13 protein-coding genes are annotated in these 12,766 nt (G+C 65.4%); 8 read left to right on the top strand and 5 right to left on the bottom strand.

The annotated features are described in order from the left end of the window. From JOY90_RS06925 to JOY90_RS06910, 4 genes are all read left to right on the top strand, one after another. A partial coding sequence (locus JOY90_RS06925; RefSeq protein ID WP_291690404.1) for a hypothetical protein occupies positions 1–199 on the top strand: 199 nt, incomplete at its 5' end. A 9-nt stretch (positions 200–208) separates the two neighbouring features. Continuing rightward, positions 209–478, top strand: a complete 270-nt coding sequence (locus tag JOY90_RS06920; protein ID WP_291690403.1) for an RNA-binding S4 domain-containing protein — start codon at positions 209–211, stop codon at positions 476–478. 107 nt (positions 479–585) lie between these two features. Further along, entirely contained in the window at positions 586–924 is a 339-nt protein-coding gene (gene fdxA, locus JOY90_RS06915; protein WP_291690402.1) for a ferredoxin FdxA, read from the top strand. Between the two features lie 357 nt (positions 925–1,281). After that, positions 1,282–2,103 (top strand): CarD family transcriptional regulator, encoded by an 822-nt coding sequence (locus JOY90_RS06910; RefSeq protein WP_367276886.1) that lies wholly within the window; start codon positions 1,282–1,284, stop codon positions 2,101–2,103. Positions 2,104–2,266: 163 nt separating this feature from the next. Here JOY90_RS06910 and JOY90_RS06905 read toward each other — a convergent pair whose 3' ends face one another. Together JOY90_RS06905 and JOY90_RS06900 are read right to left on the bottom strand one after the other, a co-directional pair. Next, on the bottom strand, positions 2,267–3,664 hold the full coding sequence (locus JOY90_RS06905) for a M48 family metalloprotease (RefSeq protein ID WP_291690406.1): 1,398 nt from the start codon (positions 3,662–3,664) through the stop codon (positions 2,267–2,269). A gap of 155 nt (positions 3,665–3,819) precedes the next feature. After that, a complete protein-coding gene (locus JOY90_RS06900) occupies positions 3,820–4,620 on the bottom strand; it encodes a thermonuclease family protein (RefSeq protein WP_291690401.1) in 801 nt (266 codons plus the stop codon). 137 nt (positions 4,621–4,757) lie between these two features. Here JOY90_RS06900 and JOY90_RS06895 point away from each other — a divergent pair, with 137 nt between their 5' ends. The 4 genes from JOY90_RS06895 to JOY90_RS06880 all read left to right on the top strand — a co-directional run bounded on the left by JOY90_RS06895 (position 4,758) and on the right by JOY90_RS06880 (position 10,152). Continuing rightward, positions 4,758–5,966, top strand: a complete 1,209-nt coding sequence (locus tag JOY90_RS06895; protein WP_291690405.1) for an ABC transporter substrate-binding protein — start codon at positions 4,758–4,760, stop codon at positions 5,964–5,966. A 197-nt stretch (positions 5,967–6,163) separates the two neighbouring features. Further along, positions 6,164–6,958, top strand: coding sequence for an enoyl-CoA hydratase (locus JOY90_RS06890; protein WP_291690400.1), 795 nt, complete (start codon positions 6,164–6,166; stop codon positions 6,956–6,958). Between the two features lie 94 nt (positions 6,959–7,052). Next, entirely contained in the window at positions 7,053–7,817 is a 765-nt protein-coding gene (locus JOY90_RS06885) for a hypothetical protein (RefSeq protein WP_291690399.1), read from the top strand. A gap of 217 nt (positions 7,818–8,034) precedes the next feature. Then, on the top strand, positions 8,035–10,152 hold the full coding sequence (locus JOY90_RS06880; RefSeq protein ID WP_291690398.1) for an acetate--CoA ligase family protein: 2,118 nt from the start codon (positions 8,035–8,037) through the stop codon (positions 10,150–10,152). A 152-nt stretch (positions 10,153–10,304) separates the two neighbouring features. Here the strand turns inward: JOY90_RS06880 and JOY90_RS06875 are convergent, their stop codons facing one another. The 3 genes from JOY90_RS06875 to JOY90_RS06865 all read right to left on the bottom strand — a co-directional run. After that, complete coding sequence (locus JOY90_RS06875; RefSeq protein ID WP_291690397.1) at positions 10,305–11,105, bottom strand: enoyl-CoA hydratase/isomerase family protein; 801 nt, start codon at positions 11,103–11,105, stop codon at positions 10,305–10,307. A gap of 103 nt (positions 11,106–11,208) precedes the next feature. After that, positions 11,209–12,369, bottom strand: a complete 1,161-nt coding sequence (locus tag JOY90_RS06870; RefSeq protein ID WP_291690396.1) for an acyl-CoA dehydrogenase family protein — start codon at positions 12,367–12,369, stop codon at positions 11,209–11,211. A gap of 25 nt (positions 12,370–12,394) precedes the next feature. Continuing rightward, positions 12,395–12,766, bottom strand: a 372-nt coding sequence (locus JOY90_RS06865; protein ID WP_291690395.1) for an acyl-CoA dehydrogenase family protein, incomplete at its 5' end; no start/stop codon positions are given.

Here is a 12,766-nt window from a genome sequence, read left to right as displayed (position 1 = left end):
CTCCGAGCGCGACAAGGGCGGCGGCCGCGAGCATGGGCGCGACAAGGGGCGTGACCGGCGCGACCGCGAGAGCGGTCCGTCGCTGCGGCCGTTCGCCTCCTCGGCGCCGCGCGAGCGCGAGCGGGCGATCGATCCGAACTCGCCGTTCGCCAAGCTCGCCGCCTTGAAAGAGCAACTCACCGCCAACCGGAAAGAATAGTCTGCCATCTTGGAGCGCCAGCGGCTCGACAAATGGCTGTGGCACGCGCGGGTCGTCAAGGCCCGCACCAGCGCCGCGGCGCTGGTGGAGGCCGGCCATGTCAGGATCAATGGCTTGCGCGAGATCGCGCCGGGACACGCGGTGAAGGCCGGCGACGTGCTGACCATCGCGCTGGACCGGTCCGTGCGCGTGCTGAAGGTGATCGGCTTCTCCGAGCGCCGCGGCGACGCCGCGTCGGCGCGCGTGCTGTACGACGATTTGCAGGATCGCCGGCAATGACTATGTGTCGGCCGCGGGACCGTGTTCCCCGTTTCCCGCTTCACTTGCGGCACTTTCGTTCCTGCGCTAGTGGTCCGGCGCCTAATCTGACCGTTCCGGAGAGCTGGATGACTTACGTCGTCACTGAAGCCTGCATCAAATGCAAATATACCGATTGCGTTGAGGTCTGCCCGGTGGACTGTTTCTACGAGGGCGAGAACATGCTGGTGATTCATCCGGACGAGTGCATCGATTGCGGCGTCTGCGAGCCGGAATGCCCGGCTGACGCGATCAAGCCCGACACCGAACCGGGGCTCGAGAAGTGGCTGGAGCTGAACACGCAGTACGCCAAGAGCTGGCCGAACATCACGCAAAAGAAGGATTCGCCCGAGGACGCCAAGGAATTCGAGGGCGTCGATGGCAAGTTCGAGAAATATTTTTCTTCCAATCCAGGGACCGGAGATTGAGGCGGACCGGGCTTCTTAACCCTAATATCGGGGAAACAGCCGAAAATAGCCCCGGAAACCTCTAAATCATTGATTTTTGCGGGAAATGTGCTATATTGGGGCGATTATAGATCGGAACCCCGTCAGCCCGGCTTGGCCCCTCTGGGTTCCCTGAAACCATCAACAGGGGCGTGGCAGTTCCGCGCGCAGGCTGTGTCACAGAAATCGCGTAAAAAGAGTAGCTCGAAGCTTTCCAAGAAAGCCGCCGCGGCCAGCCGCAGCGCATCCAAGAGCCGTGCCCGGACCGCCGTTAAGGATGTCCGGTCCGCCGGTAAAACGGCCGCGGCTGTAAAGTCCTCCAAGAACAAAAGAAGCGCAATGCCAACCAAGACTGCTAAGACTGCCGCGAAAGCGACCGGTTCGAAGGCCTCTGCTTCGACCAAGTCCGCCCCCAAGACCACTGCCCCCAAGACCACTGCCCCCAAGACCGCTCCGAAGGCTGCGGCCAAGCCGGCCGCTGCTCACAAGCCTGCCGTCGCCGCGAAGCCCGTGGCGCCTGCTCCCAAGGTCGAGGAGAAGAAGATCCCGACCCAGCGCCAGGGCTTCAAGACCAACGAATTCGTGGTCTATCCGGCCCACGGCGTCGGTCAGATCCTCGCGATCGAGGAGCAGGAGATCGCCGGCGCGAAGCTCGAGCTGTTCGTCATCAACTTCATCAAGGACAAGATGACGCTGCGCGTGCCGACCGCCAAGGTCGCCAATGTCGGCATGCGCAAGCTGTCGGAGCCCGCGCTGGTGAAGAAGGCGCTGGAGACGTTGAAGGGCCGCGCCCGCGTCAAGCGCACCATGTGGTCGCGCCGCGCGCAGGAGTACGAAGCCAAGATCAACTCCGGCGACATCGTCGCGATCGCCGAGGTCGTGCGCGACCTCTATCGCTCGGAGTCGCAGCCGGAACAGTCCTACAGCGAACGCCAGCTCTACGAGGCGGCGCTCGACCGGCTGTCGCGCGAGATCGCGGTGGTGCAGCACTCGACCGAGACCGAGGCGATCAAGGAGATCGAGGCGCAGCTCGCCAAGAGCCCGCGCCGCGGCGCCAAGGCGGAAGCCGGCACGGAAGGCGAGGCGGACGCCGAAGGCGACGTCGATGATGGCGATGAAACCGATGGCGACGACGCTGCGGTGGCCGACGAGGCCGCCTGAGGCGAGCCGCTTGATCGGATGAACAAAAAAGAGCCCGGTCGCAAGACCGGGCTCTTTGCCGTTCCTGGCAGTCCGGTGGGCGCGGCAAGGCTCCACATCGGCTGCCCGGTCCTTTTTCGGATGTGAGCGAAACGGCGCGACCCCGCCTTGCGTCCGCAGCGCCTCAGTCCACCACGATCTTGACGCGGTCGCGGACCTTGACCTGGGCGCGGGCATCGAGCCCGTTGATGACGCGGAAGCGCTCGGTCGGATGATCGACGCCGGACATGCGGTGTGCCAGCGATTCCACGGTGTCGCCCGGTTGCACGGTGATCACCTTGATGCGCAACGGCCGCGCCGCTTGGATCTCCTCCAGCGTCAATTGCCGGAACGAGCTCACCGTCTCGCGCGCGTTGCGCTCGCTCTCGGTGGTCTTCTGCCGGGTCGCGAAGATGAAACGGTAGACGTCGCCGGCGAAACGCAGGGCGTAGACCTTGAATTGCCACTGATCGCCCTGCGCGACGGTGGAGGCCGCCGGGAAGCCGTTGATGGTCAACTCCTCGGTCGAACTCTTGTCGACGCCTTCCATCCAGCCGGAGTTGAGATAGTCGCTGAGTGTCTGCTCCGCCGGCACGCGCACCACGTCGAAGCGCATCGCCTGCGCACCGCCCTCGCGCACGCCGATCACCGCCTGCGCGGTGTTGTCGAGCGTGAAATTCTCCGGCGCCTGGAAGGTGAAACCGAGCTTGGGATGCAGGAAACGCCGCCCGCGCACGAAGCCCTCGCTCGGATCCTCGCCATAGACGATGTTGTCGATCGCCGTGAGATAGTCCTCGCGGTCACGCTCGGTGTTGTCCGGCGAGGCGTACTGTTTCGCCGAGGTCTGCGCGCGCTCGACGCGTTCGGGCGTTGCCGGGTGCGAGGACAGGAAGTCCTGCGCCCGCGGGTCGAGCGATGTCTTGCCGGCCTTCAGTTCGGCATTGCGCTCCATCGAGGCCAGGAAGCGGGAAGCGCCATAGGGATCGAAATGGGCGCGCGCCGAGATGCCGACGCCCATGTTGTCGGCCTCGAACTCCTGGGTCCGCGAGAAGCTCGCCATCGACAACTTGCTCTTGGCCAGCGTGAACGCGGTGACCTCGGGGTCGTTGCTCATGTCGCCCTCGGCGTGCGCCATGATGGCGGCCTGCCGGGCCTGGTCTTCCCGGATCGCCGCGTGCTTGGAGATGACGTGGGCCATCTCGTGCGACAGCACGGAGGACAATTCCGACGTGTCGCTGGCGAGCGCGACGAGGCCGCGCGTCACGTAGAGCTGCCCGGTCGGCAGCGCGAAAGCATTGACCGCACCGGAATTGAGGATGGTGACCTTGTAGGCCTGCTCCGGATGGTCGGAGGCGGCCACCAGGCGGTCGACCAGCTTGCCGATCAGCGCCTCCAGCCTCGGATCGTCATAGGGGCCGCCGTAGGAGGCCAGAATGCGCTCATGCTCGCGCTCGGAGGCGGGCGTCAGCACGATGGTGCGGCTCGGCTTGACGGGGGCGACGGCGGTGACAGGCGGGGTCGCGGCGGCCTGCATCTGCTGCATGTTGGCGCAGCCGGCGAGCGCGGCGGCCGCGCAGGCGAGCGCCACCGCTCCCCCAAGGGGGCGGCTCACCGCCTTCCTGCGCCATCCCGTCACCCCGTTCACTTCACCAACTCGTGTCCGATCGCGGTCGTTGCTTCCAGTTCGATTCCCGGCGGTCAGTTTCCGCCCAGCACCTCGATTTGGCCAGGGCGAAGCACCTCGATTCGCGGACCCCCGCGCGCCTCGACCCAACCACGAACCCGAACCCGCCGATTTTCGAGTGACTTCAGCGCGATGCCGGCGGCTTCGATCGCCGGCAGCGCGCGCCTTGAAATAGTCACAGTAAAGCCCCGTGTCCAGTTGCGGCCGAAGTTCAGGTAAGTCGTTGCTCCCGCTTGCCTCACGGACAAAACCCGGCCTTCGACCACGACGAAACGCCCTATCCCGGTCAAAATATCGTCCGCAATTTCCGCGTTTTTTATGGCCGTTGGCTCGGCCCATAACCCTTTTTTGCCCTGGCGGGCCTCGGCCTCTGCGCCGGCGAAGAGTCCGGCGCAGTCCCTCTCGGCGACGTCGGCAGAAGCCAGCGCCCCACCTTGCGAAAGCAGCAATTCCTGGACCAGGATTTCACCTGGCGTCAGGAACACGAATGCGCTCTGACGGCCGTAGCGGTCGGGCGCGTCGTCCTGGCCACGCAAGATCACGTCCTGACCGGCCAGAATTGCGGCGAGCGCGGCGCTGCGATTGCCATTTTCCGCGTCGGCAGGCGGCGCGATGCCGGCCAGCACGATCTCGCGACCATCCGTCAGGCGAAAGCTCTTGCCGTCGATGATGGCAGCCACATGGCCTTCGCCTTGCGATTCGAACGAGCATGGTCCGGCCGAAGCGGGCCTGGCCGGGACAACCGCCGCAAGGATGGCCAGCAGCGCGCCGATGAGGCGCTGCTTCAACTCATGCATGGTGTCGAGGCGGTGCATGGACGGTGTCTGCCTGCACATTCCACTTAGCGGAAAAAGGTAGAAAGTACATCAGCTTGCCGCGCCTCCAGCCATGCGGCATGATCCCCGTCTATTCAAACAAGCGTACGACCTGGCGCTGGGGAGGCATTTTCTTGATCAAGCAAATTTCGTGCTGGGCCGCCGTCCTGCTGCTCAGCCTCGGTGCCGCGACCGCGCAAGCCCAGGAGAGCAGGCAGCCGCTGAAGATCGGCGGCATCCTCGACATGTCGAGCCTCTATGCCGACATCACCGGCGCCGGCAGCCTGGAGGCAGCGAGGATGGCCGCGGAGGATTTCGGCGGCGAGGTGCTCGGCCGCAAGATTGAGGTGATCGCGGCCGACCATCTCAACAAGGCGGATCTGTCCGCCAATATCGCGCGCGACATGATCGACAACCAGGGCGTCGAGATGATCTACGACGTCGCCGCTTCCGCGACCGCGCTGGCCGCCGCCGAGATCGCGAAGGCACGCGGCAAGATCATCATGTTCTCCGGCCCCGGCTCGATTCGCCTCTCCAACGAGGCCTGCGGGCCCTACACGGTTCACTACGTGTTTGACACCTATGCGCAGGCCAACGTGACCGGACTTGCCGCGGTCAAGTCCGGCCTCGACACCTGGTTCTTCCTCACCGCCGACTATGCTTTCGGCCAGGACCTGGAGAAGGACACCACCAATGTGGTGCTGAAGACCGGCGGCAAGGTGCTGGGCAGCGTGCGCCACCCGCTCAACACGTCCGACTTCTCCTCCTTTCTGCTGCAGGCACAGTCCTCCAAGGCCAAGGTGATCGGGCTCGCCAACGCCGGCGGCGACACCGTCAACGCGATCAAGCAGTCGGCCGAATTCGGCATCATGAAGGGCGGCCAGAAGATGTCGCCACTGCTCGCCTTCGTCACCGACATCGACTCGATCGGGCTGGAAACCGCGCAGGGGCTGCTGCTCGCGGAAGCGTTCTACTGGGACATGAACGACGAGACCCGCGCGTTCTCGAAGCGCTTCATGGAGCGTATCAAGCGGCCGCCGACCTCGGCCCAGGCCGGGGTCTATTCCTCGGTGATGCATTATCTGCAGGCGGTGAAGCAGGCGGGCACGACCGACTCGGCCGCGGTGATGAAGGTGATGAAGGAGACGCCGATCAACGACTTCTTCGCCAAGGGTGGCCGTATCCGCGAGGACGGTCGCATGGTGCACGACATGTATCTGTTCGAGGTGAAGAAGCCACAGGAGTCGAAGGCGCGCTGGGACGACTACAGGCTGCTCGCCACCGTGCCCGGCGACCAGGCGTTCCAGTCGCTGGAGCAGTCGCGCTGTTCGCTGGTGAAGAAGTGACGGAGAAGGCGTGATTGCGAAAGCCGTAGGGTGGGCTAAGCTTCTGCCGTCGCTCGAAGAGCGAGGGCGGAAGCGTGCCCACCGTGCGCAGCAATGGTGTCGATGGATGGTGGGCACGGGCGCTTCGCGCCCTTAGCCCACCCTACGATTCTTCATTTGCAACGACGTTCGACAAACAACAACAAGGAGAAAATCCCATGAGCGCCACTGAAATGGTCTTGCAGAAGCTGAGCGACGGCCTGCTCACCATCACCATGAACCGTCCGGACCGGCGCAATGCGCTGAACCCGGACATGACGCGCGGCCTGGTCGAAGCGGCGCGGCGCGCGGCCGAGGACCAGGAGGTGCGCGCGGTTCTCCTGAAGGGCGCGGGCGGCACCTTCTGCGTCGGCGGCGACGTCAAGTCGATGGCGGCGGGCAGGGCGCCGATGACGTTCGAGGGCAAGACGGTGAACCTGCGCCGCGGCATGGAAGTCTCGCGCATCCTGCACGAGATGCAGAAGCCGGTGGTGGCGCAGCTCGACGGCGCGGCAGCCGGCGCGGGCCTCTCGATCGCGCTGTCCTGCGACCTGCGCGTCGCCTCCGAATCCTGCAAGATCACCACCGCCTTCGCCAAGGTCGGGTTGTCCGGCGACTATGGCGGCACCTATTTCCTCACCCATCTGCTCGGCAGCGCGAAGGCGCGCGAGCTCTATCTGCTGTCGCCGGTCCTGACCGCCAAGGAGGCGCTGGCGCTCGGCATGGTGACCAAGGTCGTGCCGGATGCGGAGATCGACGCCGCGGCCCGCGAGCTCGCGATGTCGCTGGCGCAGGGGCCGACCGTCACGCTCGGCTACATCAAGCGCAACATCAACAATGCCGAGCACATGTCGCTGGAAGCCTGCTTCGACGGCGAGGCGATCCATCATTCGCGCGCCGGCGAGACCGCCGATCACAAGGAGGCGGCGAAAGCCTTCGTCGAAAAGCGCAAGCCGGCGTTCCAGGGCCATTGAAGGCTCGACGAATGGGATCGCTCGGGTGTCAAGCGAAAGCTGCCCACCTCTCCCGGCCGCTGGGGAGAGGTGAACCGCGGCTCGAGGTTTGCCAATGAGAAGCTATCTTCGGCTGCGGCAGATCTGCCTGGTCGCGCCGCATCTCGAGCCCGTCATTGCCGACATCGCGGCCATCATGGGGCTCAACGTCTGTTACCGCGACGGCAATGTCGCGAAATACGGCCTCGTGAACGCGCTGCTGCCGGTCGACACCATCCTGTTGGAAGTCGTGGCCCCGTTTCGCGACGGCACCGCGGCTGGGCGCTTCCTCGAGAAGACCGGTGGTCGTGGCGGCTACATGGCAATCTTCTGTTGCGAGGATGCCAGCGCACGCGGCCAGCGCGCCCATGCGCTCGGCGTGCGCACGGCGAACGTGATCACGCACGCCCCCTATCACGGCGTGCAGTTGCATCCGCGCGACTGCCGGGCGGCCTTCATCGAGTTCAACCACACCGACGGCAGCGACGACGTGCTCGGCCCCTATCCGCCTGCCGGTCCCGACTGGCAGAAGTCGATCCGCAAGGACGTCACGCAGGCGCTGACCGGCGTCGAGATGCAGAGTCCCGATCCCGATGGCCTCGCCGCGCATTGGGGCAACATCCTCGGCATCGCGGTGTCGCGCGCGGTGAACGATGCGGCTGAGCTGAAGCTGCCGAATGCCGCGTTCCGTTTCGTCGAGGGCGACACCGAGATCATGAGCGGGCTGGATTTTCGCGTGTACGACGCCGCCAAGGTTTGCGAGGCTGCGAAGGCGAGGGGCTATGTCGTTAGCGGCCACACGTTCTTCATCGGCGGAGTCGATTTCCGTGTCGCCTCATGATCCTCATGCTCTTGCGTCCTCATTGCCGAAGCATCTTAGGGTGGGTTAAGGCGCGACGCGACGATGCTGCGCATCGCGGGGAGCGCCGTGCCCACCATCGGCCATCTCGTTCGCGAGTAGATGGTGGGCACGCTTCCGCCTATGGTCTTCGAGCTACGGCGGACAAGTCGCTCCTCGCAATCACCACCATCAACAAGAACAACAAGGATCATCCCGCATGCCGCATCCGCTCGACAGTTTCTTCGCGCCCGAAAGCATCGCGCTGATCGGCGCCTCGCGCGATCAGGAGAAAATCCCCGGGCGGCTGCTGTCGATGCTGCGCAAGAACGGATATCCGGGAAAAATCTATCCGGTCAATCCGAACTATCCCGATATCGACGGCCTGAAATGCCACAGCACGATCGCTGAAGTTGACGCGCCGATCGATCTTGCCGTCATCATCATTCCCGCCCGCGCCGTGGTCGGCGCGCTGGAGGAATGCGCCGCGGCTGCCGTCAGGAACTGCGTCATCATCTCCTCCGGCTTTGCGGAAGAGGGTGGTGATTCCGCGGCGATGCAGGACAGGATCGCCGAGATTGCGAGGCGTACCGGCATGCGCATCTCCGGTCCCAACGCCGAAGGCTTCATGAGCGAGGTGCAGAAGGTCGCGGCGACCTTCAGCCCCACCGTCGACGTCAAGCCCGGCCATGTGCCGCTGGTTGCCACCAGGAAGCGGATCGCGGTCGTCGCGCAAAGTGGCGGCATCGGCTTTGCCATCAAGCATCGCGCCAAGGCGCTCGGCGTTGCGGTCAGCTATTGCGTCAGCGCCGGCAACGAGAGCGACCTCGGCGCCGGCGAGTTCCTCGACTACATGGTGCAGGATGCGTCGACCGACGTGATCCTGCTGTTCATCGAAGGCATCCGTGACGTCGACAAGTTCTTGACGGCTGCGAGGCGCGCGGCCGAGGTCGGCAAGCCTGTCATCGTCACCAAGGTCGGACGTTCCAATGCCGGCCTGCGCGCCGCCGCCTCGCACACCGCGAGCATGGCGGGCTGGTCGGCGGCCTATGACGCGGTGTTCGCCAGATACGGCTTCATCGTCTCCAACGATATGGACGAGGCCGTGGCGATTGCCGCCGTGCTCGCGAGCAATCCGCTGCCGAAGGGCGACCGCGTCGCCGTGCTGACGGTGTCCGGCGGCGCCGGCATCTGGGGCGCCGACACCGTCTCGACGCAGGGCCTGCAGGTGCCCGCGCTATCGGAGGCCGTGCAGGCGCAGATCAAGCGATGGATGCCGTCCTATGGCGCGTCCGGAAATCCCGTCGACGTCACCGCGCAAGGCGTGACCAGCGGCGGATTGCAGAAGAGCATCGAGCTGTTCGATGCTTCCGACGAGGTCGATGCGACGCTGGTGGTGCTGTCGCTCTCCAGCGAGACGCGGATGCCGTTCAAGGAGGCCGAGCTTGCGCCTGTGATCGCCAGGCAGAACAAGCCGATCGTGTTCTATTCCTATACGCTGCCCTCGGATTTCGCGAGGCGGGAGCTCGCGAATTCCGGCGTGGTGATCCTGACCGGCCTGACCCATGCCGGCGTCGCGATGCGTCGTCTGCTCGACCATGCCAGGTTCAGGCAGGCGGCGGAAGCGGACCGGGCGCTGTTGCCGGTGCGTGACCTTTCCGCCCATCTCGAGGCGCCGGCGCTGTCCGAGGCCGACAGCAAGGCGTTGCTCCGCGACGCCGGCATCGCATTGCCGGACGAGGCGCTGATCGCGGAGCGCGACGGTCTCGATGCGGCGATCGCCAAGGTCGGTTTCCCGCTGGTGATGAAAATCCAGTCGCCCGACATCGGCCACAAGAGCGAGATCGGCGGCGTGCGCATCAACATCACCGCCAAGGGCGAGGCGTTCACCGCCTGGCGCGAGCTGATGGAGAATGCGCAACGCCTGCGGCCGGAGGCGAAGATCCAGGGCGTGCTGGTCGCCCCGATGGCGAAGAAGGGCGTCGAGATCATCGTCGGTACGATGATCGACGCGACGTTCGGCCCGCTGGTGATGGTGGGGCTCGGCGGCGTCGCCACCGAATTGTTCCGCGACGTGGTCTACCGCCCGGCTCCCGTCGGTGTGGCAGAGGCGACGGCGATGCTCGACGAGCTGAAGGCCACGGCCCTGCTGAGGGGATTTCGCGGCGCGCCAAAGGCAGACGTAGCGGCGCTGTCGACGCTGATTGCGCAAGTCTCGCTGCTCGCCGACCGCCTGCGCGATTCCGTGGCCGACATCGAGCTCAACCCGGTATTGGCGCATCCGGAAGGGCGGGGCACCACCATCGTCGATGCGCTGGTGGTGCCGAAGAAACGGTAGATGTCGTAGGGTGGGCTAAGACGCGAAGCGTCGTGCCCACCATATGTTCCTGCTCGCGCGATCGAAATGGTGGGCACGCCTCGCCTTCGCTCTTCGAGCTTCGGCGAAGCTTGGCCCACCCTACGCATTCGTGCGTGTGAGAGAGCTTACTATCACCGTCCCTTGAAATTGGCGACACGGCGCTCGGCGGTGGCTTTGACGCCTTCCTTGAAATCCTCGGTCACGCGCAGGCGGTTCTGCTCGATCAACTCGTGATTGGTCGCGGCCAGCACGCGGTCGGCGAGGCCGGCGCGCATGGTGGCGCGGGTCGAGACCAGGCCGAGCGGCGAGCATTCGGCGATCTCGGCGGCGAGCTTCATCGCCTCGGCGCGCACCTGGTCCTGCGGCACCAGCACGTTGGCGAGGCCCCAGCGATAGGCTTCCTCACCGGTGACGCGGCGGCTGGTGTAGAACATCAATTCCGCGTTGTTCTTGCCGATCAGCTCCGGCAGCGTCGCGGTGAGGCCAAAACCCGGATGGAAGCCGAGCTTGGTGAAATTGGCCGCGAAGCGCGCCTCGGGGCAGGTGACGCGGAAGTCGGCGGAGACCGCGAGCCCGAGGCCACCGCCGATGGCGGCGCCATGGATGGCGGCGACGATCGGCTTCTGGTTGCGGAAGATGCGCACCGCCTGGACGTAGAGATGGTTGATCGGCAGGTTCGAGGCCGGATCGACCTTGGCCTTCATCTCCTGTTCCTGCCGCGCCGGGTCGTTGAAATTGGCGCCGGCGCAGAACGCCTTGCCTTGCGCCGCGAGCACCGAGGCACGGATCTCGATGTCGCGGTCGAACTCTTCCAGCGCATCCGCGATCTGGTTGATCAGGGACACGTCGAAGAAGTTGAGAGGCGGCCGGCGGATCTCGATCAGGCCGACGTGGTCATGCCTCTCGACGCCGATGTCAGTGTAAGTGGTCATATTCGTCTCCGTGAAAACTCAGTGTGTACCGCAGCGGTGGTGCCCACCTTTCCCGGTGGGAGAGGTGTACGGAGCTCGTGGCGCGGGCTTCGAACTCATCTGCCTAGCGCAAACCGAGGCCGCGGGCGATGATGCCGCGCAGCACTTCGGTGGTGCCGCCCTGGATGGTGAGCTTTGGCGCGGTCTTGATCGCGAACGACAATTGCTTCTCCAGCGTCTCGCGGTTGCCGGCCTCCTCTTCCACGAAGGCGGCGAGGTCGCGCACCCGGTGCGGCAATTGCTGCTCCCAGACCGTGCCGATGTCCTTCACGATCGCGGCCTCCACGACCGGCTCCTTGCCGGCATGCAGCATGCCCGCCACCGAGACCGACATCCGCCGCATGGTGTGGAGCTGCGCCACCAGGCGGCCGATGCCTTCGGCGCTGCGCGCGTCGGGCTTGTCGCCGATCACGCGCACCAGCTCGGTCAGCGTGTAATAGGTCTCCAGGAAGCGCTCGGGGCCGGAGCGCTCATAGGCGAGCTCGCTGGTTGCCTGCTTCCAGGCGCCGTCGATCTCGCCGAGCTGATGATCGTCGGGAATGAAGGCGTCGGTGAACACCACCTCGTTGAACTCGGACTGCCCGGTGATCTGGCCGATCGGGTTCACCTCGATGCCGGGCGTCTTCATCTTGACCAGGAACTGGGTCAGGCCGTGACGGCGGTTCTCCTTGGTCGGCTGCGAGGTGCGGAACAGGCCGATCATGTAGTCGGCGATGTGCGCCGACGAGGTCCAGATCTTGGTGCCGTTGATCAGCCAGCCGCCGTCCGTCTTGGTCGCACGCGTCTTGGCCGCGAACAGGTCGGAGCCGGAATTGGGCTCGCTCATGCCGATGGCAAAGCACAATTCACCGCGGCAGATGCGCGGTAGGATGTCGGCCTTGATGTGCTCCGGTGCGAATTTCAACAGGATCGGGCCGCTCTGCCGGTCGGCGACGAAGAAGCGCCGGGTCGGCGCGTTGGCGACCCGCATCTCCTCGGTGACGACATAGCGTTCGAGGAAGCTTCGTTCATGACCGCCATATTTCTTCGGCCAGGTCATGCCGATCCAGCCGCGCTCGCCGACGCGGCGGGAGAACTCGCGGGCGTCGGCGTCCTCGCGGTTGGGCTTGAACGGCGTGAAGGTGCCGGCGGCGATCCCCTCGGCGAGGAAGGCGCGTACTTCCTTGCGGAGCTGCTCGCATTTTTCCGGCAGGCGGATCGGATCGAAACGAAGGGCTGCGGTCATGACGGATCCCGAAAATGGCTGATGTTCAACGCGAGGCGACCAGCGGCCACAGCTCGTCGGCGCCGCGCGCGGCCACCCGCTTGCCGAGCTCGACGGCCCAGTAGCTCTCCGAGCCGAAATCGTCGCGCCACGACAGCGCGCGCAGGGAGAAGCGGTGCAGGATGTGCTCGATGGTGAAGCCGATCGCGCCATGCACCTGGTGGGCGATGCCGCCGCCCTTCTCCGCCGCCTCCGCGCAGCGGATCTTTGCAGCGACCGCCTCGAGGAACACCGCGTCGTCATCGAAGGACGTGTTGTTCGAGAGCGTGTCGGCGGCGGAAGTCGCGGCCGCCAGCGCCGCGGCGGACTCGCCGGCGAGCCGTGCGAGATTGTGCTGCACCGCCTGGAATTTCGAGAT

Origin of the sequence: Bradyrhizobium sp., assembly GCF_019242285.1 — a bacterium.
GTDB lineage: Bacteria > Pseudomonadota > Alphaproteobacteria > Rhizobiales > Xanthobacteraceae > Bradyrhizobium.
The sequence above is the reverse complement of the archived record's forward strand: the minus strand, read 5'-3'. Positions and strand labels throughout refer to the sequence as shown.